The sequence below is a fragment of the Sphingomonas sp. GC_Shp_3 genome (assembly GCF_026540945.1).
Lineage (GTDB): Bacteria > Pseudomonadota > Alphaproteobacteria > Sphingomonadales > Sphingomonadaceae > Sphingomonas.
On the sequence record NZ_JALNUT010000005.1, the window covers coordinates 15134 to 38023 of the forward strand.

At 63.7% G+C, this 22890-nt stretch carries 24 protein-coding genes and 1 pseudogene; 11 read left to right on the forward strand and 14 right to left on the reverse strand.

What is annotated here, in order from left to right:
* Positions 1-6: 6 nt before the first annotated feature.
* The 5 genes from OXR00_RS11750 to OXR00_RS11770 all read right to left on the reverse strand — a co-directional run bounded on the left by OXR00_RS11750 (position 7) and on the right by OXR00_RS11770 (position 4581).
* On the reverse strand, positions 7-273 hold the full coding sequence (locus OXR00_RS11750; RefSeq protein ID WP_267388409.1) for a hypothetical protein: 267 nt from the start codon (positions 271-273) through the stop codon (positions 7-9).
* 112 nt (positions 274-385) lie between these two features.
* Complete coding sequence (locus OXR00_RS11755) at positions 386-1996, reverse strand: family 43 glycosylhydrolase (RefSeq protein ID WP_267388410.1); 1611 nt, start codon at positions 1994-1996, stop codon at positions 386-388.
* Positions 1993-2370: a DUF6379 domain-containing protein gene (locus OXR00_RS11760; RefSeq protein ID WP_267388411.1), complete on the reverse strand. Its 378-nt coding sequence runs from the start codon at positions 2368-2370 to the stop codon at positions 1993-1995. Before OXR00_RS11760 ends, OXR00_RS11755 begins: the two co-directional genes overlap by 4 nt.
* A complete protein-coding gene (locus tag OXR00_RS11765) occupies positions 2370-3356 on the reverse strand; it encodes a TIM barrel protein (RefSeq protein ID WP_267388412.1) in 987 nt (328 codons plus the stop codon). The genes OXR00_RS11760 and OXR00_RS11765 overlap by 1 nt, the downstream gene beginning before the upstream one ends.
* 4 nt (positions 3357-3360) lie before the next feature.
* A complete protein-coding gene (locus OXR00_RS11770) occupies positions 3361-4581 on the reverse strand; it encodes an MFS transporter (RefSeq protein ID WP_267388413.1) in 1221 nt (406 codons plus the stop codon).
* 85 nt (positions 4582-4666) lie between these two features.
* On the opposite strand from OXR00_RS11770, the gene OXR00_RS11775 reads away from it, so the two are divergent.
* Positions 4667-6115 carry an MFS transporter gene (locus OXR00_RS11775; RefSeq protein WP_267388414.1) on the forward strand — a complete coding sequence of 483 codons (1449 nt, stop codon included), beginning with the start codon at positions 4667-4669 and terminating at the stop codon, positions 6113-6115.
* On the opposite strand, the gene OXR00_RS11780 is transcribed toward OXR00_RS11775, so the two are convergent.
* Positions 6112-7023 carry a LysR family transcriptional regulator gene (locus OXR00_RS11780; RefSeq protein WP_267388415.1) on the reverse strand — a complete coding sequence of 304 codons (912 nt, stop codon included), beginning with the start codon at positions 7021-7023 and terminating at the stop codon, positions 6112-6114. The genes OXR00_RS11775 and OXR00_RS11780 overlap by 4 nt on opposite strands.
* Positions 7024-7145: 122 nt before the next feature.
* Between OXR00_RS11780 and OXR00_RS11785 the strand changes: the two genes are divergently transcribed.
* From OXR00_RS11785 to OXR00_RS11810, 6 genes are all read left to right on the forward strand, one after another.
* A complete protein-coding gene (locus OXR00_RS11785) occupies positions 7146-8267 on the forward strand; it encodes an FAD-dependent oxidoreductase (RefSeq protein WP_267388416.1) in 1122 nt (373 codons plus the stop codon).
* 11 nt (positions 8268-8278) lie between these two features.
* On the forward strand, positions 8279-9181 hold the full coding sequence (locus tag OXR00_RS11790; RefSeq protein WP_267388417.1) for a VOC family protein: 903 nt from the start codon (positions 8279-8281) through the stop codon (positions 9179-9181).
* Between the two features lie 12 nt (positions 9182-9193).
* Positions 9194-10351, forward strand: coding sequence for an alpha/beta fold hydrolase (locus OXR00_RS11795; protein ID WP_267388418.1), 1158 nt, complete (start codon positions 9194-9196; stop codon positions 10349-10351).
* Positions 10348-11127 carry a cyclase family protein gene (locus OXR00_RS11800; protein WP_267388419.1) on the forward strand — a complete coding sequence of 260 codons (780 nt, stop codon included), beginning with the start codon at positions 10348-10350 and terminating at the stop codon, positions 11125-11127. The genes OXR00_RS11795 and OXR00_RS11800 overlap by 4 nt, the downstream gene beginning before the upstream one ends.
* Positions 11124-12104 carry a fumarylacetoacetate hydrolase family protein gene (locus OXR00_RS11805; protein WP_267388420.1) on the forward strand — a complete coding sequence of 327 codons (981 nt, stop codon included), beginning with the start codon at positions 11124-11126 and terminating at the stop codon, positions 12102-12104. Before OXR00_RS11800 ends, OXR00_RS11805 begins: the two co-directional genes overlap by 4 nt.
* A gap of 118 nt (positions 12105-12222) precedes the next feature.
* Complete coding sequence (locus OXR00_RS11810; protein ID WP_267388421.1) at positions 12223-14559, forward strand: TonB-dependent receptor; 2337 nt, start codon at positions 12223-12225, stop codon at positions 14557-14559.
* A gap of 87 nt (positions 14560-14646) precedes the next feature.
* Here OXR00_RS11810 and OXR00_RS11815 read toward each other — a convergent pair whose 3' ends face one another.
* The 3 genes from OXR00_RS11815 to OXR00_RS11825 all read right to left on the reverse strand — a co-directional run bounded on the left by OXR00_RS11815 (position 14647) and on the right by OXR00_RS11825 (position 17659).
* On the reverse strand, positions 14647-16329 hold the full coding sequence (locus OXR00_RS11815; protein WP_267388422.1) for a GMC family oxidoreductase: 1683 nt from the start codon (positions 16327-16329) through the stop codon (positions 14647-14649).
* Positions 16326-16970, reverse strand: a complete 645-nt coding sequence (locus tag OXR00_RS11820) for a gluconate 2-dehydrogenase subunit 3 family protein (RefSeq protein ID WP_242151852.1) — start codon at positions 16968-16970, stop codon at positions 16326-16328. Before OXR00_RS11820 ends, OXR00_RS11815 begins: the two co-directional genes overlap by 4 nt.
* A 110-nt stretch (positions 16971-17080) precedes the next feature.
* Positions 17081-17659, reverse strand: coding sequence for a TetR/AcrR family transcriptional regulator (locus OXR00_RS11825; RefSeq protein WP_242151854.1), 579 nt, complete (start codon positions 17657-17659; stop codon positions 17081-17083).
* 527 nt (positions 17660-18186) lie between these two features.
* On the opposite strand from OXR00_RS11825, the gene OXR00_RS11830 reads away from it, so the two are divergent.
* A complete protein-coding gene (locus OXR00_RS11830; RefSeq protein WP_267388423.1) occupies positions 18187-18396 on the forward strand; it encodes a hypothetical protein in 210 nt (69 codons plus the stop codon).
* A 209-nt stretch (positions 18397-18605) separates the two neighbouring features.
* Here the strand turns inward: OXR00_RS11830 and OXR00_RS11835 are convergent, their stop codons facing one another.
* The 3 genes from OXR00_RS11835 to OXR00_RS19800 form a co-directional block, all read right to left on the reverse strand.
* On the reverse strand, positions 18606-19010 hold the full coding sequence (locus OXR00_RS11835) for a DUF6379 domain-containing protein (protein WP_267388424.1): 405 nt from the start codon (positions 19008-19010) through the stop codon (positions 18606-18608).
* Between the two features lie 43 nt (positions 19011-19053).
* Complete coding sequence (locus OXR00_RS11840; protein WP_267388425.1) at positions 19054-19947, reverse strand: TIM barrel protein; 894 nt, start codon at positions 19945-19947, stop codon at positions 19054-19056.
* Positions 19948-20235: 288 nt separating this feature from the next.
* A complete protein-coding gene (locus tag OXR00_RS19800) occupies positions 20236-20412 on the reverse strand; it encodes a hypothetical protein (protein ID WP_267388581.1) in 177 nt (58 codons plus the stop codon).
* On the opposite strand from OXR00_RS19800, the gene OXR00_RS19805 reads away from it, so the two are divergent.
* The 3 genes and pseudogenes from OXR00_RS19805 (at position 20350) to OXR00_RS11860 (ending at position 21747) form a co-directional block, all read left to right on the forward strand.
* Complete coding sequence (locus OXR00_RS19805) at positions 20350-20517, forward strand: hypothetical protein (protein WP_267388564.1); 168 nt, start codon at positions 20350-20352, stop codon at positions 20515-20517. The two genes, OXR00_RS19800 and OXR00_RS19805, sit on opposite strands and share 63 nt — an antisense overlap.
* Positions 20514-21041: pseudogene (locus tag OXR00_RS11855) on the forward strand (SDR family oxidoreductase). The gene OXR00_RS19805 and the pseudogene OXR00_RS11855 overlap by 4 nt, the downstream one beginning before the upstream one ends.
* Positions 21042-21141: 100 nt before the next feature.
* Positions 21142-21747 carry a TetR/AcrR family transcriptional regulator gene (locus tag OXR00_RS11860; RefSeq protein ID WP_267388426.1) on the forward strand — a complete coding sequence of 202 codons (606 nt, stop codon included), beginning with the start codon at positions 21142-21144 and terminating at the stop codon, positions 21745-21747.
* A 22-nt stretch (positions 21748-21769) separates the two neighbouring features.
* Here the strand turns inward: OXR00_RS11860 and OXR00_RS11865 are convergent, their stop codons facing one another.
* Positions 21770-22177: a DUF1080 domain-containing protein gene (locus OXR00_RS11865; RefSeq protein ID WP_267388427.1), complete on the reverse strand. Its 408-nt coding sequence runs from the start codon at positions 22175-22177 to the stop codon at positions 21770-21772.
* 371 nt (positions 22178-22548) lie between these two features.
* Entirely contained in the window at positions 22549-22707 is a 159-nt protein-coding gene (locus OXR00_RS11870; protein WP_267388428.1) for a hypothetical protein, read from the reverse strand.
* Between the last annotated feature and the right edge of the window lie 183 nt (positions 22708-22890).

The following is a 22890-nucleotide window of genomic DNA, read 5'->3' on the forward strand; positions in this document are numbered from 1 at the left end:
ATATTCTCAGCCACCGCCGGGTACCCGCCGCCGGCGATCCAGATCAGCGTCATCCGCTTGGCGATGTCGGGCGCGAGCCGCAGCGCGGCGGATCAACTCCAAAGCCGTTCCGCGCCCGGCCGCCGCGCTGCGCCCTGCGAGCGCGGCATCGGCAAGCTTGGGATCGACGGCGGAACTCGTCACCAGCGTCACGCGGGTCTTGGGCGTGAGCAATTGATGCGCCAGCGCGGCAAGACCGTCGGGGTCGCCGGCGAAGTCATCGTCGACGATCACGCGCGCGCTCGGTCGCTGCGGGATCATCCGCGCGACCTGCGCCACCGCGCGACTGCGCGACCCGCCGTCGCGATACCCACGCCACCTAGCAACAGCAATGAACGCCTATCGATCATGGCAACGCGCGGTAGCGGAAATCCTGAAACCGCACCATCCCCTTGCCCGCCGCGAACAACGCGGGGCGCAGGCTGGCGAGATCGTCGACCGTGTTGGCGTTGTAGCCGGACACTTCGCTGCGCACGCCGTGGCGGGTCCAGTGGGTGCCGTCCGTGCTGTAGTAGAACGTGACGATCTGGCGGTCGTTGACGATGCGGAGATGCATGGTGCGCACCGCGGGCGCCGGCTCGCGCCAGAAGCTGACCTTGCCGCCGCGGTAACTCGTCATCGCGGTGCCGTCGATGCCCATGCCGAGGAACAGCCGGTCGTCGAAGAACAGCAGCAGGCCACCCTGCGCGCCGCCCTCGACATCGACCAGCACGCTGATCTCATAAGCGCGATCGCCGACGAGTTGGGTCAGCGGTGAACAATCCTGCGGACCCGCCCCCTTGGCGGCAAGAGTGAGCGCGCCGCCGCTGACCCGCGCGCGGCGAAGCTCGTCGGCGGTGCCGGCGTAGAAGCTCCAGCGCGTGCCGAAGCTCGGCTCGGTGAAGGCGTCCGATCCGGCCAGTCCATGCGGCAGCGCGGTGCCCGCCGGCTTGGGCAGCGGGCGCGACAGGTCGCCGCCGGTCGCGCGGAACCAGCCATCGGCGGTCCACTCGATCGGCTCCAGCAGCGTCTGCCGGCCGAGCGAACGGTAGCCGTTCTCATAACCGTGATAGACCATGTACCATTTGCCGCCCGGCCCCTCCACGGCGGTGGCATGGCCGCGCGACCACCACGCCTCGGCAACGTCGCGGGTGCGAACGATCGGGTTGTTCGGGCAATTCTCCCACGGTCCGTCGACCGACCTAGAGCGCGCCGCAATCACCATATGCCCGGTCGCCGGGCCGCTCGTGCCACCCACCGCGCTGATGAGGTAGAACCAGTCGCCACGCCGGAACAGCTTCGGCCCTTCTAGCGAATAGGCTTCGGTGATCCAGTTGTCGGGATAGTGCCAGCCGTCATAGACCTGCTCGATCGGCCCGTCGGTGGAGAGACCGTCGGCGGACAGCCGCACGCGCTTGATGCCCGACAGGAACAGATAACGCCGCCCGTCCTCGCCGACGACATGGCCGGGATCGATCAGCGTGCCGATGCCGAGATCGACCGGCTCGCTCCACGGCCCGTGCATCGAGGGCGCGTGGATGACGTAGATGTTGGCGAAGCTCTTGAGGCCCTTCGACCACGGCGCCGCCATGAACGGGATGTAGATGTAATACCGCCCGTCATGCTTGACGAGATCGACCGCGAACACCGTGCCGAGCGGCCGCGCCAGCGCCGGGCCGACCGGTGTCCAGTTCACCAGATCGCGCGAGTGCCAGATCAGCAGACCGGGCGCGGCATCGAACGACGAATGCGTCATCCAGTAATCGTCGCCGTCTTTCAGGATCGACGGATCGGGATGATCGCCGGCGAGGATCGGGTTGAGATAGCGTCCATCGCCGAGATCCGCACGCCGCTGCCCTTCGACACCCGGTCGCCAGCGCGGCTCCGGAGCCCTTGCTGCGGATGCTGCCAGCGTCGCCGCCGGTAGCATCGTACTGGCGGCACCAAGCGCGAGCAGATCGCGGCGTGAGGTGGTCATGCCGCGACGCTCACCGTCTTCTCGTCGGTGTTGATCGACGGGAACGGCAGGTAGGACACGCGCAGCCGTTCGGCGAGGGTCAGGCGGTGTTCGCCCGGCGCAAGCGCCTCCTGCCCGACCACGCTGATCGTGGCCTTGGCACCGAAGTTCCAGCGCCGATCGTATGCGGTCTCCATGTCCGCCAGCGAGATCGGCCCCGCGCCCTCGTCGAAGCGGATCGCCTCGCGCCGCACCGCTTCGCCGTCGAGCGTAATGGCCAGATCCTCGATCATCGACAGGCCAAGCCCGCGATAATAACCGAGCTTTGCCTCAAATGCGAAACCGTCGGCGGTGGCGCGCACGCTGTCGTCCACGATTAGATATTTGTCGAACATTATGCCTGCTCCCCGATCAACCGTTCGAACATCGCGTGCTGGCGACGGACCTGCTCGCGGCTGTCGACCGGCATCACGTCCTGTATCCAGCGGTTGCCCTCATACTCGCTCGACAGCGTACCTTCCCAGCCGGCCGCCGCCAGCACCGGGATCACCTCGTCATAGGCGATCGACGGATCGGTCGCATCCGCGTTCATCTCGTAAAACTTCGCCTGGATGTGGCGGAAGTACGGGGCATATTCCTTGAGCCGCTTGGGGTTGGCATAGGGCGCGTGGCGCAGCGTCTCGGCCATCGCAACCTCGGCCTTGTTGCCCTGCATCTTCACCGCGACTTCGTAGATCGTGTATTCCGACATGATCTTCTGTTCGTGCTGGTCGACGATGAACTGCGCCACCTCGGGCCGCGCGCCCTGCCGCTCGAAGCGGGCTCGAAACGCCGGCGGATAGTGTTTCATGAAGATGCCCATGTCGGGTAGAATGCCGAGATGTCTCGTGCCGAGCTGGTCGGCAGTGTCGATCGTGCGCAGGATCCAGGCATGTTCGAGATGCCACGGCGCGTGCACCTCGACTCCCATGTGCACGTCGAGTTCCTCGGCATAGGGCACGCATCGCGCGAGGATATCGGGCCGCACGAACACCAGGATGCGCATGTTGCGGATGCCGAGGCGATTGCACAGTTCCAGATCGCGACGGATCGATTCGACCTGCTCGTCGTCGCTCATCAGGCGATCCTTGCGACGCTTGGTATCGAGGAACATGTCGTAGCAGGTCAGCTCGCAACCGTGCTTCGCCACCGTCTCCTGCCACCATGCCACCTCAGCGTCGGTCACGTTGGGGAAGCTCGGCATGTTCTGTTCGGGCAGCAGCTCGATGCCGGTCGCGCCGATCGAGGCGGCGAAGGCGATGCAATCCTCAACGTCCAACTGGCCGAGGAACAGTTCTTCCTGAAAACTGTAGAGGCTGACGCCCCGTTTGATCTTGGACATGGCTTCAAACCTCGGCAGTAAGGGGATGGGAGGCGGCGCGGCGGACCGCACCGACAATGGCGACCAGCGCACCGATGCCGCCGATGATACCGGCGCACAGGAACGCGCCCTGCATCGTCACGGTCGCGGTGCGGATCAGGCTAACGAGCAGCGGGCTGAGGAACTGACCGAAGAAGAAGCACGCGGTCCACACGCCCATGCCGCGCCCACGATGTTCGAACGGCAGCTTGCTCTGCGCCCAGGCGAGCAGCGTCGGGATGGCCATGCCGGCGCCGGTCTGCTGAACGGCGAGGCCGGCGACCATCACCTGCCAATTTGGAGCACGGCCGATCGTGGCGAGCCCGAGCCCGAGCAGCGCGAGCACGATGGCGAGCTGCGCGCCCGAACTCAGCCGTCCGGTCAGCCAGAACACGCCGGCCCCTGCGATGATGAACAGGCTGGGAATCGCGGTGATCCGGCCGAGATCCTCAGACGATTGGATACCGACCTCACGGAAGGCCATTCCGCCGTTCACAATGAAGACGTAGTAGAGGAAGGCGGTGAACAGTGTGACGGCACCGATCTCTACGGTCGTCTTCCACGGGAAACGCGTGGTCGCCGGCGCCGCACCGATCGCGAGGCGCTGGCGCAGCGTCGCGTCGTTGCGTGGCTCGAACATGAACACCAGCATCGCGACAAAGATCGGGAAGGCGACGAGGTAGATGAGGAATACGCCGTTCCAGCGCAGCGCGGTGAGGTAGCCGGCACCGAAGATCATGCCGCTCGCCAGCAACGGTCCGGCGCTACCCTGCAACGCCAGCCAGCGCCGCCGGGGCACATCGTCCCAGTAATCGCCGATCAGCGTGTTGAGCGTGGTGAGGATCGCCGCCTCCGTCACGCCGAGCACCACGCGCGAGGCGTACATCAGGTTAAGATCGTTCAGCAGGAACGGGATCGCGCCGAGGAACGCGTAGAAGAAGGTCGAGATCAGCAGCAGCTTCCGCCGTCCGAAACGATCCACCAAAATGCCGGCGAACGGCGCAAGCAGTGCGATCGCGAGGCCGGGAGCGGACACCATTGCCGGCACCATCCAGCCCGCGTTCGGGTTCGCCGAAAAATGGTCGATGATCGCAGGAACGGCCGGGAACAGCGTGACGATTGCGAGGATCGGCAGGAAGCCTGCCGCGATCACCGTCAATCCCTGCCCGATTCCCGGCTGCCGCTCGTCGCTCGCCGCGTGTGCCAAAACCCTCTCCTGTTATCAGGCCGTCGTGGTAACGGTCAAAATACGAACTCTTGTTCTATTTCTGATTACCGCTATGCTCGGACCCATGTCAAGCTGGGTTACAGGGGAGGAGCCGGTCCTAGGAACCGGCATCGAGGCGCTCACGCCGGAGCGGCGCCGGCTGGCGTTTGCGTGCGTGTTGCTCGCCTTCGTGCTGGATCTGGTCGATACGACGATCGTCAACACCGCCCTCCCTGCGATTCAGGCCAATCTGCACGCCGGCGCGCCGGCGACGCAATGGGTGGTGACCGGCTATTTCCTCACCTTCGCGGTGCTGCTGGTCGCGGGCGGGCGATTGGGGGATCTGTACGGCTACCGCCGCCTATTCCTGATCGGGGTGTTCGGCTTCACGCTATCCTCGGTCGCGTGCGGGTCGTCCGAGACGCCGTTTGCGCTGGTGCTGTGCCGCGCCGTGCAGGGCGCGAGCGCGGCGATGATGGCGCCGCAGGTGATCGCGTTGATCCAGTTGATGTACTCGCCGCTCGAACGGGTTTCGCGCATGGCGGTGTTCGGGCTGGTCGGCGGGCTTGCCGCGATTGCCGGCCCGGTGCTGGGCGGGTTGTTGATCCAGTCCGATGTCGGCGGGCTAGGCTGGAGGCTGATCTTCCTCATCAACGGGCCGATCGGCCTCGCCGCGCTCGTCGCCGGCTGGCGGCTGCTGCCGGAAGGACGATCGCCGCACCCGCTGAAGCTCGATCCGTTGGGTACGCTGCTGCTGGCGGCCGCGTTGCTGGCGCTGCTCGTGCCGCTCATTAGCGGCGAAGCGGCGGGATGGCCGCTCCGGGCGGTTGCGCTGCTCGCCTCGTGCGTGCCGCTGATGGCGCTTTTTTGGCGCCACTCGGTCGCGCGTACCCGGCGATTCGGCTCGGCGTTGATCGCGCCGGAACTGCTCCGCATCCGCAGCTTCGCGCTCGGCCTGTCGATGACGTTGCTGTTCTCCGCCGCGACGACCGGGCTGCTGCTGGCGCTGAGCATGACCTTGCAACGCGGCCTGCACTATTCGCCACTGCAGGTCGCGCTGCTGCACATGCCGTTCGGGTTCGGTGTGATGGCCGGTGTCGCCGCGATCGGACCGCGTGCACTGCCGCGTCTCGGGCGCTTGTTGCCGGCCGGCGGTGCGCTGGTGATGGCAGCGGGCACGGGTGCGCTGGCGGTGGCGATCTTGCAAACCGCTCCTGCCCCGCTGCCGCTGGCTGGCGCATTGTTCGTCGCCGGCATCGGCATGGGTTGCGTGACCGGGCCGCTCGGACCGATCACGCTCGCGCGGGTCGATCGGGGCCATGCCGGCGTGGCGGGCGGCATGCACAACGGCGTGCAGCAGATCGGCGGCGCGCTCGGCAGCGCGTGCGTGGGCAGTCTGTTCTTCGCCTCGCTGCGCGCCGGCAGCGCCACCACCGCCTTTGCGCCGACCGCGCTGTTGATCGCGCTTCTGCTCGGCGGGGTATCCGCCGTCGCGATGCTGCTGCCGCGACAGGTGTTCGCGCCGGAAGACTAGCCGACCTCGCGTCTCGCTACCGCGAGCAACTGCCCGCGCAGCCAGGCGAGACCGGGATCGCCACCGCGCGCGCGGTGGTATTGCAGCACCTCGCGCATCAGCGGGAAATTGAACGGGATCGGGCTGGTCGTGATCGGCAGACTCGCCGCCATCAATCTCGCCAGCCGCGCGTGCATCAGCCCGATCCGCTCCGTTCCCGCCAGCATCCACGGCACCGCAGCGAAACTCGGCACGGTCACGCCGACGCGCCGCGACACGCCGAGCTGCTCCAGTTGCCGATCGGCGAAGGCGGCGGGCACGTCGGTTCCGACCATCACCGCGACATGCTCCAGCGCGCAGAAATCCTCGCGGCTGATCGGCCCGGCCAAGGCAGGATGATCGCGCGCGCCGACCACGACGTGGCTGTCCTCGAAGGCGAGGTCGAGCGGGTGGCGCTGCGAGGCGAACTCCTCCGGGATGACCATGAGGTCGATCTTGCCCTCGTCGAGCCGCAACGCGGCGCGCTCGCTGGGCAGTTCCAGCGATAGCCGCAGCCCCGGCGCCTCCCCGCCGAGTTGCTCCGCCAGCGGCCGGATCAGCACCATCATTACATAGTCGGATGCGGCGATACGGAAGGTACGGCGGGCGCTCGCCGGGTCGAAAGTGGCCGAACTGTCGACGATGCCGTCGATTGAGCGCAACACCGCCACCACCGGCTCCAGCAGCGTCTCGGCCAAAGCGGTCGGGAACATCCGCCGCCCCTCCAGCACCAGCAACTCGTCGCCAAAATAGCTGCGCAGCCGGGCCAGCGCCGCGCTCACCGCCGGCTGGCTGAGATTGAGCCGAGTCGCCGCGCGCGAGACGCTACGTTCCTCCATCAACGCGGCGAAGGTGGCGAGTAGGTTGAGGTCGAGTCCACGAAAGCGCATCGCATACCTATCATTTGAATGGATAGCTTAGCATCCAAACAATCACCTTCATAGAAGCGGATATCGGCCCTAAAGCCGGTAACGGCAGCGACCATTAAGCGCCGCGCAAGAGAGGACACGTCTTGGCACCGGAAACCTCAGCACTGGTCATCGGCGGCGGCATCGGCGGCCTGACCGCAGCGATCGCGCTCCGCGGCAAAGGCTTGGCGGTCAAGGTGATCGAGCGCGATCCGAACTGGTCGGTTTATGGCGTCGGCATCATCCAGCAGGGCAATGTCGTGCGCGCGATGGCGGCACTCGGGCTCATCGAGGATTATCTTCATGCCGGATGGGGTTTCGATCAGGTCGAGATCGCGATCCCGACCGGGCAGATCGTCGCCAAGATCCCGACGCCCCGGCTGGTCGAGGGGCTTCCCGCCAACGTCGGCATCGGCCGCCGCGCGCTTCAGAAGGTGCTGGGCGACCGCACCCGTGCCGCCGGCGCGGAGGTGCGGCTCGGCATCACCGCCGAGACGCTAGAGGATGACGGTAACGGCGTTACGGTACGCTTCAACGATGGCAGCACCGGCCGCTACGATCTCGTCATTGGCGCGGACGGCCTCTATTCGCAGACCCGCGCCACACTGTTTCCAGATACGCCCGCACCCGATTTCACGGGCCAAGCGGTGTGGCGCTACAACTTCCCGCGCTTGCCCGATCTCAAAGGTCTGCGCGTGTTCGAAGGCCCGACCGGCGTCGGCCTCGTGCCGCTGTCTGACGCGCTGATGTACATGTACGTCACCACGCCCGAACCCGGCAACCCGCGCTACCCCCGCGAGGGGATCGCGGCGGTGATGCGCGACAAGCTCGCCGGTGTACCCGCCCCTGCCATTCAGCGCTTGCGCGATCAGATCGTCGAGGATGACGAGGTCGTCTACAAGCCGCTCGAATGGCTGTTCGTGGAAGGCCCGTGGCACAAGGGCCGGGTCGTGCTGCTCGGCGATGCGATCCACGCGACCACGCCGCATCTCGGTCAGGGTGCGGGCATGGCGATCGAAGATTCAATCGTGCTCGCCGAGGAACTCGTCCGGGCCGATAAGCCCGGAGCCGCGTTCGACGCGTTCCGCGCGCGCCGCTTCGAGCGCTGCCGCTACATCGTTGAATCCAGCCGCGCGATCTGCCTCGGCCAGCTCGGCCTCGCGCCGCTGGTCGAAAACGCATCCGCCACCCGCGCGATGTTCACCAAAGTTTCCGAACCGATCTGAGGACTATCCCGATGAGCCGTGTCACCGAAATCCGTTATGTCGGCTATGGCGTCGCCGATCTCGCCGCAGAGCGCGACTTTTATGCCAACGACTGGGGCCTGAAACTCGTCAGCGAGCAGGACGGCATGGCCTACTTCGCCGCCGAGGGTAGCGACGAGATGTATGTCGTGCGGCTGCGTGAGGATGCCGCCAACCGTATCGACGTGATCGCGCTCGCCACCGGCAGCCGCGCCGATGTCGACGCGCTGTTCGCCAAGGTCGAAGCGGCCGGCTGCAAGGTCATCTTCGCGCCGAAGTCGCTCGACAGCCTCGGCGGCGGCTATGGCTTCCGTTTCTTCTCCCCCGATGGCCTGCCGTTCGAAGTGTCGTCGGATGTCGCGCGCGGCACCGGCCGCGCGCTGGTGAAGTGGGAGGCGGTACCGCAGAAGATCAGCCATATCGTGCTGCATTCGCCCGATCACCGCGCGATGGTGGGCTTCTTCACCGATGTGCTCGGCTTCAAGGTGAGCGACTGGCTGGGTGACTTCATGGCGTTCCTGCGCTGCAACGAATGGCATCACCGGCTCGCGATCCTGCCGGGGCCGCCCTGCCTCAACCATGTCGCCTACGACATGCTGTCGGTGGACTGCATGATGCGCGGCATTAACCGGCTTAAGCAGGCCGGCACGGACATCAAATGGGGACCGGGTCGCCACACCGCCGGCAACAACACGTTCAGCTATTTCACTACGCCGAACGGCTTCGCGGTAGAATATACCTCGGAGCTTGAGCAGGTCGATTTCGAAAGCCACGAACATCAGGTCCATCAGCCCGGACCGCACACGATGGACCAGTGGGGCACCGGCGTCGGCGGCCCGCAGACGATGCCGCATCCGAAGCCCGATGCCGGCCTGTTCCAGCCGGTCGCAGTGTGAGGCGCTGATCGGATGGCCCTGCTAGACCTCTTCCCCAATTACATCTGGAACCTGTCGGTCGCGATCGCGCTGGAAAGCGGCGGGCGCGTCGGCGAGATCGTCGATATGTGCCAGCCGATCCGCGATGCGGCGGCAAAGGGCGCGGATGCCGGTACGCCCGCGTTCATGGCGCAGTGGATGGCGATGGCCGACAAGCTGATCGGCCTGGCCGACGAGGACGAGGCACGCGGCCGCAGTTTCTCCGCCGCCGCCAAGCTCGACCGTGCGGCGCTATACCTCATCACCGCCGAACGCATGCAGGGCCACGGCCATCCCGGCCGGCAAGAAACCTATGCCAAGGCGCGCGCCACCTTCGACAAGGCGACCGGCCTCGGCAAGTTCAATCGCGAGCGCGTCGAGATTCCGCTCGACACCGGCACCATGCCTGCCTTGTGGGTGCGTGCACCCGGTGACGGCCCGCAGCCGGCGGTGGTCTACTGCAACGGTCTCGACAGTTCCAAGGAGCTGCTGTTCTGGTCCTGGCTGCCCGATGCCCTCGCCCGGCGCGGTATTTCGACACTGTGCGTCGACCAGCCCGGTAGCGGCGAGGCGTTGCGCCTCCAGAATCTGCCTGTCGATCCGCACAGCGAGCATTGGGCATCGAAGGCGGTCGACTGGCTGGAAAGGCGTACTGAGGTCGACCCGAAACAGATCGGCATGACCGGCATTTCGCTCGGCGGGCATTTCGCGCCCCGCGCGGTCGCATACGAACCGCGCTTCGCCAGCGGTGCGGTGTGGGGCGCCAACCACAATTGGGCTGAGGTCCAGCAGAAGCGGTTGCGGCGCGAGGGCGAAAACCCGGTACCGCATTACTGGGCGCATGTGATGTGGGCGTTCGGCGCGACCGACATGGAGGATTTCCACATCAAGTCCGCCGCGATGACGCTGGACGGCGTGATGGACAAGATCACCGTGCCGTTCCTCGTCACCCACGGCGAGAAGGACCGTCAGATCGCGCTCGATTACGCGCATCAGGCTTATGACCAGCTTACCAACTCGCCACAACGCGAACTCAAGATCTTCACCCCGCGCGAAGGCGGCGTCGAGCATGTCGGCGCGGACAACATGGCATATGGCCGCGATTATATCGCCGACTGGTTCGCCGATACGCTGGGAGGGCACGCCGCATGAGCCGCCGTTTCGTCGATCTGTCGATCACGCTCGATAACGACGTTATCACCGATCCGCCGTTCATGCGGCCGAAGATCACCTACCAGACGCACGCCGAGACGGTGACCGAACTCCAGCACTTCTTCCCTGGCGTGACGGCGGACCAGATCCCCGGCGGCGTCGGCTTCGCGGCGGCGGAACAGGTGACGATGACGACGCACAACGGCACGCACCTCGATGCACCATATCATTATCACCCGACGATGAACGGCGGCGAACGTGCCATCACCATCGACGAGGTACCGCTCGACTGGTGCTTCCGCCCCGGCGTGAAGCTCGACTTCCGCCATTTCGAGGACGGCCATGTCGTCACGGCGGAGGAGGTCGAGGCTGAACTCGCCCGCATCGAATACACGCTGCAACCGCTCGACATCGTACTCATCAACACCCGCGCCGGCGGCGCACTCGGCGACCCCAACTTCGTCAACATCGGCTGCGGCATGGGCTATGCGGCGACGATGTACCTGACCGAGCGCGGCATCCGCGTCACCGGCACCGATGCATGGAGCTGGGACGCACCGTTCAGTTACACCGCGAAGAAGGTGGCGGAAACCGGCGACACCTCGCTGATCTGGGAAGGGCACAAGGCCGGGCGCGACATCGGCTACTGCCACCTCGAAAAGCTGCACAACCTTGAATCGTTGCCGCCGTTCGGTTTCACCGTGTCGTGCTTCCCGCACAAGGTGAAGGCGGGCTCGGCCGGCTGGACGCGCGCCGTCGCGATCTTCGAGGCATGAGGCTCGCGACCCGCCGCAACGGCACGCCCGATGGCGAACTCGTCGTCGTAGCGGCAGACGGCGCGCATGCCGCGCCGGCGAGCGGCATCGCCGCGACGATGCAGGCGGCGCTGGAACGGTGGCGTGACGTCGAACCCGCCCTGCTTGCACTGGCGGACGCGGTCGCGGGCGGCACTGCGCCGGGGCTGACGACGCTCGATCCCGCCACGCTTGTCGCCCCCCTGCCTCGCGCGTGGCAATGGCTGGATGGATCGGCCTATCTCAATCACGGCGATCTCATGCAGAAGGCATTTCGCCTGCCGCCGATCGAGACCGATCGCCCGCTGATGTATCAGGGCCTGTCCGACCGTTTCCTCGGCCCCAACGACGATGTGCGGTTGCCCAGCGAAGACGACGGCATCGATTTCGAGGGCGAAGTCGGCGTGATCGTCGATGCGGTGCCGATGGGAATCAGCGCAGCCGATGCGCTCGGCCACATCCGGCTGATTATCCAGATCAACGACTGGTCGCTGCGCACGATCGCGCCGATCGAGATGAAGACCGGTTTCGGCTGGGTCCAGGCCAAGCCCGCGTGCAGCACCGCACCGTTTGCGAGCACGCCTGATGCGCTGGGCGATCGTTGGCACGACGGCCGCCTCGCCGCGATCCTCGAGACGCAGGTGAACGGTGAACGCTTCGGCGCGGTCGACAGTGGCGCGGAGATGGCGTTCGGCTTTCACGAACTCGTCGCCCATGCCGCCCGCACCCGCGATCTCGTCGCCGGCACGATCATCGGCTCGGGAACTGTATCGGCGACCAACTATGCGGAGGTCGGCTCGTCCTGCCTGTCCGAGCGGCGCGCGATTGATGCGATCGCCGGACGACCGCTCACGCCATTCCTGCGCTTCGGCGACCGCGTACGGATGGAGGCGCGCGTGAACGGTCAGCCAATCTTCGGCGTAATCGACCAGCGGGTGATTGCGGCCCGAACCGGATAGACAGTCGCAGACAACGCGCGCTTGACGTATAATAGAATAGAATTAGAGTTATATTATCGTTTAACGCAGCTGGGACGGCATCGTCCCGCATAGACTGCATAGCATGGGGAGGATTTCGATGCGGCTTCTGACGACCTTGATGGCAACGAGCGCGATGACGTGCGGCGTGGCGCCGGCTTATGCCCAAACCGACCCCGGCCAGCAGGCACCGGTGGTATCGAGCACGCCGCCGACCAGCCCGACTGCCCCCGGCCAGACCGGCGTGGATGCCAGCACCACCAGCGTGATGCACACGGCGACCGGCGATCAGGCACCCGATAACGCCAATGCCTCGACCCAGCAGATCGGCGATATCGTCGTCACCGCCAACCGCGTCGCATCCTCCGCACAGAAGACGCCGACTGCGCTGACCGTGTACAGCGGTGCCGATCTCGCCGCCGCCGGCGTCACCAGCGTCGCCAATCTCGCCCGCGTCGACCCGAGCGTGAACTTCACCGCGCGCAACGGCGGCGGCTATATTGCGGTGCGCGGCATCGCCTCCACCGACGTGACCGAGATCGGCGATCCTTCGGTGCCGATCGCACGCGACGGCTTCTTCACCAACCGCTCGTTCAGCATCCCGACCTCGATGTACGACCTCCAGCGGGTCGAGGTGCTAAAAGGCCCGCAAGGCACGCTGTTCGGCCGCAATTCGACAGGTGGCCTGATAAGCCTCGTCACGCGGCGACCCGGCAAGGAACTCGGCGGCAACTTCGCGCTCGAGGGCGGCAACTACGGCACCGTCAACGCCGAGGCCGGCGTCGACATCCCGGTCGGCGATCGGCTCCAGCTCCGCTTCTCCGGCATCGCGCATCGCCACGACGGCTACCGGGTGCTGACCGGCATCGGCGGGCGCGGCGATGACGACCAGACCACCTCCGGCCGTTTCACCGCTGCGTTCCAGCCGTTCGACGGGTTCGAGGGGGTCGTCCAGTACCAGCACGACAACGTGAACGATGTCGGCGACGTCGCGACGATCAGCCCGGTCGGTCAGGTCCTGCCGACCAGCTTCAACGAAAAGCGCTTTCCGAATTACGCGCCGACCACCAACAAGGTGACCGGCAACCGGATCCATTGGGAATTCACCTACAGCAACCTGCCGCTCGGCGCGTCGCTCACCTATTCGGGTGGCTATGACAGTTCGCACTGGCGCCATGCGCTCGACGCGAGCGGCAACGCCAGCAACCCGGTCAACTTCATCCAGTCGGAGAACCCCGATACCTGGAACCACGAGGTTCGCCTCGCCACGCCGCAGGACAAAATCGTGTCGGCACAGGTCGGTTATTTCCATTTCAGCGAGAACAACACGCTCGACAGCGGTCTGCTCGAACGTCAGGGCACCTATGCCGGAAACTACCTCGTCCACTTTAACTACAACGTGCGCACCCAGTCCGATGCCGGCTTCGGCCAGTTCAGCGTCCGCCCGACCAGCACGATCCGCCTGACCGGCGGCTTCCGCTACACCTGGGACAAAAAGGATCGCGTCGGCACCTCGCAACTGCGCTGCGACATCGCCGGTATCCCGTCGTTCCTGTACCCCGTGCTCGGCTGCGTCGGCACGCCGCCGACCTTGCCGGGCCTCGGCAACGGCAGCATCCGCGTCAGCAAGCCGACCTACCTCGGCGGGATCGACTGGAGCCCTACCGCGCGCAACATGGTCTACGCCAAATACTCGACCGGCTATAAGTCGGGCGGGTTCAACTCGAACGGTTCGGCTCCCTCGGTCGATTACGGCCCGGAATCGGTGCAGGCTTGGGAGATCGGCACCAAGAACAAGTTCCTGGACAATCGCCTCCAGGTGAATCTCGACGGCTTCTACTCGACCTACAAGGGCTATCAGGCGTCGCAGGCGACGGCAGTGGTTTCCTCGGGCACCGGCGTCTTCAACATCGGCAGCGCGACGATCTATGGTGCAGAGGCGCAGGTCATCGCGCTGCTCGGCAGCGCCCGGCTCGATCTCAATGCGACCTACCTGCATTCCCGGTTCGACAAGGACGTCGGCTTGGTCAGCACCACCGATCCGCTGACCGGCAATGTCGTCTCCGCCAGTGTCGCCGGTCACGCTTTGCCGAACGCACCCGATTTCGTGATCTCGGGCGGTCTCGAGGACAAGATCCCGCTCGGCGGCAATGGTGCGTCGCTGACGCCGCGCATCAACGCCAAATATTCGACTTCCTATTATTTCGACGTGTTCAACTATGCCGACACGCGGCAACGCCAGTATGCCACCGCCGACGCCTCGCTGACCTTCGCGCCGGCGAGCGGCCATTTCGAGGTGAGCGTGTTCGTGCGCAACCTGACCGACAAGGCGGTGTTCGCCAACGCACAGCGCAACTTTACCGCGATCCCGGCGATCAATGGCTATCAGTTCCAGGCGCCGCGCACCTACGGCGGACGGTTCAGCTTCAACTTCTGAAGCCTAGCGGCACGCACAAGAAAACACCCGCTCCGAGCCATCGGAGCGGGTGTTTTCGTATCGGCTATCGCTGGACGGTAGCTGCGTTCAGATCGCGCCGCTCTTGAGCATCCCCACTGCCGCATCACACGCACGCGCAGTCAGCGCCATATAGGTAAGCGACGGATTCTGACATGCCGACGAGCTCATCTGCGCGCCATCGGTGACGAACAGGTTGGCGACGTCATGCGACTGGCTCCATTTGTTGAGCACCGACGTTTTCGGGTCGAGCCCCATGCGCGCGCCGCCCATCTCGTGGATCGCCGAACCGCCCGGGCCGGGCTGGTCGAGGCCCATCACCACCATGCCGCCGGCCGCCTCCAGCATGTGCTTGGCCTCGGCCTTGGCATCGGCAAGCGCGGCATGTTCGTTGGCGCCATGTTCGAATGCGATGTTGAGCACCGGCGCACCGTGCGGATCGGTCTTCACCCGGTCCAGCGTCAGCCGGTTGCTGGCGCGCGGAATGCTCTCGGCGAAGGTGACGAGCACCATCTTCCACGGGCCGATCTCGCGCAGCTTCTCCTTGAACGGCGCACCCACGCCCGGCATCCGTTTGCCTTGCGTCCACGTGCTTTGCAGGCCGCCGCCCTGGAAGCTGTAGCCGCGCGTGAAACCCGGCGCGTCCTGCGCATCGAGATTACGGAAGCGCGGGATGACGATGCCGGTCGGGCGGTTGCCGTAGGTGGTGCGGGTCTCGAACCCCGGCATCATCGCCATCGCCGCCAGCGTTGTCGCGTGATCCATGATGTGCGTGCCGAGCACGCCCGACGTGTTGCCAAGCCCATGCGGGAACGCCTCCGAGTGCGAACGCAGCAGAATATGGTTCGAGTTGAACGCACCCGCATTCAGGAACACCAGCCGCGCGGTCGCCTGGCTGCGCGTGCCGGTCGCGATGTCGAGGATGCGCACGCCGGTGGCGCGGCGGGTATGCGGATCGTAATCCACGCCTTCGACCACGGAGTCGGTGACGAGCGTCAGGTTGCCGGTTTTCTGCGCCGCCGGCAGCGTCGAGCTTTGCGTCGAGAAATACGCGCCATACGAACAGCCGCGTGCGCAGATCGAGCGATACTGGCACTTGCTCCGTCCCTCCTTCGCCTCGGTGAGGTTGGCGGTGCGGCCGATCGTCAGGCGGCGATCCGGCCACTGCCGGCCGATCGTGTCGCGGACATGCTGTTCGACCGGGTTGAGCGCCATCGCCGGCTGGAAATGCCCGTCCGGCAGCGCTGCCATGCCCTCGTGCGCGCCCGATACTCCGATGAAATCCTCGACCTTGTCGTACCATGGCGCCACGTCGGCATAGCGGATCGGCCAGTCGGTGCCGTGGCCGTCGGCCTTGTTCGCGCCGAAATCGTAATCGGACCAGCGATAGCATTGCCGCCCCCACGTCAACGACCGCCCGCCGAGCTGGTAAGAGCGGAACCAGGTGAAGCCGCTCGCTTCGGGCGTGGTGTAGGGGTTCTCGACATCGTTGACGAAGTGGTTCTGGGTGAATTCATTGAAGTGCCGGTTCTTGGCCTGCACCGGATAGTCCTGCGCGTACAAGGCGGCATCTCCCTCACCGCGAAACGGCAGGTCCCACGGCGCGAGCGTTTCGGTCTCGTACTTGCCGTGTTCGATGTTGCGGCCACGTTCGACCAGCAACACCTTCAGCCCCGCCTCGGTGAGCTCCTTCGCCGCCCAGCCGCCGGTGATACCGGAGCCGACGACGATCGCATCAAAATGTGTGTTCATCCGAAATCCACCGCGGTCCAGTCGCTCGAATAGGCGTGCATGCCGGGCGTGATCGGCACATCCGGGTCGAAGCGCCCCGGCACGAGTTCGTAATTCAGCTCACGCGAGCCGCCGGTTTCGGACGTGTAATAGCCGGTCAGGATGAGATCCTTGATCTTGTGCCAGGGATGATCCTCCTGCCCCGGCGTGAAGGCGTGTGCGTCGAGCGCGGTCAGCGCGGCGAGTTGCTGCGGCGCTGCCGCCTTGAGGAAGTCACCTTTGGCCAGCACGTCGAGCTCCTCGCCGATCGGGGTGAGCAGCCGGCGGCTCCCCTCCGGTTCGGCATCGGTGTCAAGCGTCGAGGCGCCGACGATCGCCCCACCCGACCCCGGGCTGCGCGTGCCGTCGAGGCCGTGTTGCAGCGCTTGCCACACGAAACTGGGAACGGCGGTGCCGAGCGACCCTTGCGTCTCCGTCGCCGGGATCAGCAGGTCGCTGACCACATCGAGCAACGCACGCCTGTCGGTCCGCGCGCGCCACCAGCGGGCGATCTTCGGCGCCTCGAAGCCGATCACCGGCAGGCAGAACAGCAATGGCAGGGCGGCCAGCCCCAGCATCTCACGCCGCGCGATCACTGGCGCGGAACCGTGTTCCCCGCTCATAGCGGCGTTGCCTTGCCGAGCCTCATCATCTCTCTCCGTCCATGCGCGCGCACAGAATTAGACTTTCTATTCTGTTTACCGGCAAATGACGGTTCCCGCAAGCGGGCGGATCAGTCGGGGCGGCGCGCCAAGAAGGCCGCGCACATTCGGCCAAGGTCTTCTTTCAACTCGGTCCAATCGCCCTCGTCCGACACTTCCTGCGAAGATCCGAAACCGAGATAGCGCGCAATCGTGGCGTAGATCACCCGGTAGGCGGAGCTCACCGCCCGCTCCGGTCGCTCCGCACCGATCGCGTCGCGGTAGCACAGCATCTCGCGTTGGATAAGCAACCCGATCCGGTCCGCCGATGCTTTGCCGACGCCGGACAGCTTTTGATCGTAGCTCGCGCGCAACATCATCGGGCGCAGCACAGCAGCGTATCGGCGCAGCGATTCCGCATAGGCTTCGACGATATTGGAAACGAACGATTCCAGATTGTCGGATTGTTCACGTACCGTTTGAAGCATCTCGCGTTGCTCGCTATCTACACGCGCGAGCACGCTCATATGCACCGCGCGGATCAGATCGTCTTTACTGTTGAAGCGAAGATAGATCGAGCCGATAGAAACTCTGCCCGCCTTAGCCACTTCAGCAAGCGTGAAGTCGTCGTTGCCACACCGTATCATCAACTTTTCGGCCGCGACCAGCATGCGTTCGTAAGACGCGCGGCTACGACCCTGCTGCGGCTCGCGCGACACCGCACCCAGGGCAGCATCAGTGTTCATCTAAGTCCCTAACATGTTGATCAATGAAAATAATTCCGGCAATATGGCCATTCTCGATACTACGCAATCGCCCGCAATTACGCGGTTCGTGCCGGCGGTCGGCAGATGGTCGCGACTCAGATCCGGGAGGAAGCGCTATCGTGTCAACGCTGTTCTTCGGTGTGGACTGACGTCGAAGCGAGACCCGCAGATCTCGTGCAACTTGTTGGAAACGCATAGCTACTGAAAGCATGAGGGGGTTCCCGATCGGCGCCGATCGAGACTCTATCACCATCGTAATTCCCTTAATTTTATCAAAATTTGCATCGCGTGTAGCGGAGACCCGTTTTCGATGCCGATCCAGACCAGCCGGGCATATTGAGCCAACCGATCCCGAATGCCAGCACAAGTTCAGCTATGACGGCAACGGCGCGATTTCGGCATCGGCGCTCGGCGGCGCCCCGGCCGACGTGATGATCGACGTTCTCAGCCTAGACGACGGCAGCCTCGATTATGAGCGCTTCCTGATCGTCGCCGAGCTTGAGGACCGCATTCGCGACGGGACGATCGACCCCGCCAATGTCACGGAGGAAATCGCGTTGTGGAGCGCGATCGACGCCTACGGAAAGCGCAAAGCCTTCGGCCACGTGGCAGTCCGCTATCTTGGGGACGAACCGCTGTAGCGACGCGAAAGCTGCACGAACTTCGAGCCCATGACCGTATTAATGTGCCGGATTAACCTCACGTAACCGTCAGCTTTCCGCTGTTTGAGTCGAAAGCGGACTGTCAGTCTCTGGTGAATGAACGGAAGCAATCGTGTTTCGGTGCTTCAAAACGGCCGTTCCGCTTTCCACCAACTACAACATGCGAAATCGCGCATCGAGTCTTCCGATTAGGACATCACAATTGTTGCTATACGCTCGGCGTTGACGGGGAAAACGTGCATTTCCGGCGGGAAGTAGCAATACCGCACACGCGCCGTTACTGCGACGCGGTGAACGCCGGGGGTCAGGCCACCGGTTTTTAATACCAGCACCGATGCCCATTCGAACATGCCCCAACGCTTGTCGACCGCCTCGCGTAGTTCGGCCAGGCCGTATACTTCGTCGCGGATGCGCAGGCGATTTTGCTCGTACGGGAATTTCTCACCATCGACGGTGACGTCGACGCCATCGAACAATGACAATCTCGTGCCATGGTAATTGGGTATCCGCAGCCGGACTTCGAAGCCATCGCGTGCACCGACCGGCCCGAAATTGCGAAATCCGGTGCTTTGGATCAAGCTGCGTTCAAGCATATGCGTCCTCATTCAAGATTTTAGCTGTGACAACAATGGGACGTCATGCATCCGAGTCGACGGCTTTCCGAAATAGCGCCTGCTGACGACGAACCTGCTCAATCGCGAGCCAGGGCTTGCGGAGCCCTTCATACTCGCTCGACAGATAACCCGAATAGCCAGCTCGCTGTAAAGCGGGGATGACCTTAGCCCACGGGATGTTCTGGTCTTCGAGATTATCGTCAATCTCGTGAAACTTCGCCTGCACGAAAACAATATATTTCGCGATTGGAAGCAGATCGTCCGGATCAACCCGAATACCATTCAGGAAATCGAGACGCTCCCGCATTTCCGGCGTAATCTCATGCTGCCCCCAATGTTTCAGTGGCCGATCCTGAAAAATGCCGGTGTCGATCAACAAGCCGAAATTTTTGGTCCCGGTTCGTTCGATAAACTCGATATAGCCATCCACAACCGGATGTCGGATCGGGGTCGGCGCGTGAATCTCCGGGCATATGACGATGTCATACTTATGCGCCAGATCGAGCACCCGTTCGACCGCGCTCGACCAATTTGGATCTGGATCGAGTTCTTCGGAAGTCACGCCGAACTTTGGTCGTAGAAATTTGAAGCCCAATCGATGCGCAAGGTCCAAATCGCGTCGAAGTTCGATTGCGCTTTCTTCCGCCGTCAGGTTGCGCGATAAGGTAATCCGGTTGTCGACCCAGGTGCACATATTCGTGGGTTCGAGGGCATGTTTATCGAGCAACCGGAACCAGTTGTCCAACCAGGCGGAGCTTGGATTGGGATACGCCTCCACATGCGCCTCGCCGAGAATTTCCACACCCGTCGCACCAGTGTCTGCGACGTGATCGAACATATCGTCCAGCCCCATCACAGTGCCATAGTCATCCGTGTAGCTATAGAGCGACACGCCATATTTAAATGTCTTTGGCACAGGCTATATTCCTATGATCAGCGCCACCGCCACGACCAGGGGGCGGTGGCGTAACACTTTATCTAATCGGTGATTAGCAGGTTTGCAAGGCCTGGCATTGAACGGATCTAAGGTTCCTGTGCACGTCTTTATCCAGCGTCGCGAAGGGCACGGCCTTTGCGAGAGACACTTGCACAAATCATTGATCGGTGATTAGATCTGCTTTCGCTGCTGTAACCGTCCATGAGGTGGCATGTGCAAACAAGCCCGAACACTGATCGGCACGTCGGCACTGATCCCGCATCGTCTTCATCTGAAGCGCGCATTCCGATCAGCACAGAGCCCCCAAAAGCCATTGGCGGCGGTCGGCTCGCCGGCAAGACTTGCTTCGTCACGGGGGGTGCGCAAGGTATAGGTCGCGCCATTGTCGAACGCTTCGGCGCAAAGGGCGCGGAAGTGATCGCCGCAGATCACAAGTTCGACCATGCCCCGCCCTTCGATGCCGGGGTCCATCGTCTTGTTTTAGACGTGACTACGAGAGCGCGGTCGCGCGCGCGGCGTCGCTCTGGTCGCAGACCACTGTGCTGGTGAATTGCGTAGGCATAGTCTCAAATGGCACGATACTGGACTCCGCGCCCGCCGAGTTTGACAGAAGCTATACCGTCAACACACGGTCGATGGTCCTGACGATCCGTGCATTCCTGCCGGCCATGCTGGCTCGCAAAGAAGGTTCGATTATTAGTATCGCATCGGTGGTATAATCCGTGATGGCCGCACAAAACCGCTGCGCTTATGCCACGAGTAAAGCGGCGGTGATCGGACGGACCATGGCGGTCGCCAAAGACTTCATCGCCGACGGCATCCGCTGCAACGCGATCAGCCCTGGCACGGTCGAAAGTCCCTCGCTTGGCGATCGCTTCGCCGCGACCGGCGATGCGGACGCCGCTCGCGCGGCGTTTATGGCACGGCAACCGACCGGCCGACTGGGGCAACCGGCTGAGATTGCGGCGGCCGCACTGTTGCTTGCGTCGGCCGAGGCGGCTTTCATGACCGGTACAAAGGTTATTCTCGACGGCGGCATGCCTGTAACCCTTCCAATTGCCCGATCCGGGTAGAAAACAGGCGCCAATCTGAATGGTCATTGATCGCTCGCACCGAATTCGCTTTTAGCGCGCTGACGTGCCGCTAGTCTGGTGGGCCACCGGGAAAAGATACATGGCGAATTCAAAACCCTATCACCGCGAGGATCTGCGCGAGGAGCTTCTGGAGGCCGGCCGCGCTTATATCGCGCTGCACGGACACAACGGTTTGTCGATCCGAACGCTGGCCCAGCAGGTCGGTGTGTCCCCCGGGGCACCCTATCATCATTTTCCCGATCGTCGGCAATTTCTGCTCGCGCTGGCGATCGAGGGGTTCAAGGATCTCATTGCTGCGAGTGCGGACGTGCTGGCCGCGCAGCTGCCCAGCGACAAGAAACTGTTGGCCATGGGCATGCAGTTCATCGACTTCGCCGACAGCAATCCGCGATTGCTCGATCTCATGTACGAAAGCGAGCTGACCGCTCCGACACTCGACCCTGAGCTTTTGCGCTATCAGATCGTCGGCCACGATGCGCTCAACATTCCGATCGCGAGTAGTCGGCCAGATCTCGCCGAAGACGAGATCGAGCTTCGCAACCTGGTTTTCTGGTCGACGATCTACGGCTTCGCCTCGATGCGCCGCAAAGGCATCATCCACGCACGCGAGGATGAGGTGACAGATCAGAACTTCGCGGTCGCGGCGGTTTTGCGCAAAGCGGTCGAATCGGCTTTGGCCCCTTGATCGGCTGGGCCGGCGTTACCGATCAAAGCGGCCTGATACGGACATTGCGGAACAGGATTTCAGAACATTCGATCTGCAACAGGATACGGCCGCGCGTCAGCGGAACATATTTCCCGTTCGAACGCGCTTCCATGTCGAACAGCGTGTTGACGATGCGGCCGTTGACGATGTGAGCCGCCTTTTGTCCCGTTGCGATCAATTCCACGGTGTTCCAGTCGGTCAGCGATGCGAAATCGCCATCCGCTTTCAAATTCTGCCGCAGCGAACCGCCTGCGTCGAACTGCGGCCCGTAGACGTGATAACCCGGCGGATTGTCCGGCCACGATGGCAGACCGCCGAGCGAAATCCCGCCGACAGCCCGATGATTGATCGGCAGGGCATCGCCGGTGTTCCGTTCCATGATCTGATATTCAATACAGTCCGGCCACAACAGATCCGCGATGGCAGACCGCCGAGCGAAATCCCGCCGACAGCCCGATGATTGATCGGCAGGGCATCGCCGGTGTTCCGTTCCATGATCTGATATTCAATACAGTCCGGCCACAACAGATCCGCTCCGGTCGGCGTGTGGTAGAGGATGCCGCTCTCGCGCTTCCAGTTGGGACGCGGTTTATAACGCCGCGTGCCCCATTTATACTCGAGCGAGAGGTGGTAGTCGCCATATTCCTGTGCGGTCGCGAGATACCCCATGCCGGCGGCGGGCGGACCCCGATAACTCGGGCCAAGAATGTGCAGCATGCCGTCGTGGATATCGATGACATGATCGCGATCGACCGCGCCATTGCCATCCTGAAAAAACGTTCAGCCCGACAGATCACGACCGTTGAATAGCGGCCGCCAACCCTGCGCATCCGGGGTTTCAGCGATGCGGCCAACCGCCTGAGCCGCCATCCCAAGCGGTGCCATCATCGCACCGCTCGCGGCAATGAGACCAAGCGCCTCGCGTCTCGTCGATTCCATAACCGATCCCTCCTAGCGCCGTTCGCCTTCCGCATGTCATCGCCACGACGCGCTCCTCTCTGCGGATTACCGTGAATCTCATTCTCAACATTCCTATTGGGTTTGCCGAGCTTTCAATCTAAGTGGTGATTAGTTTGGCAGTCTCGTGCTGTCAAATTGTGAAACGCAGCGACTTGCGAGCCG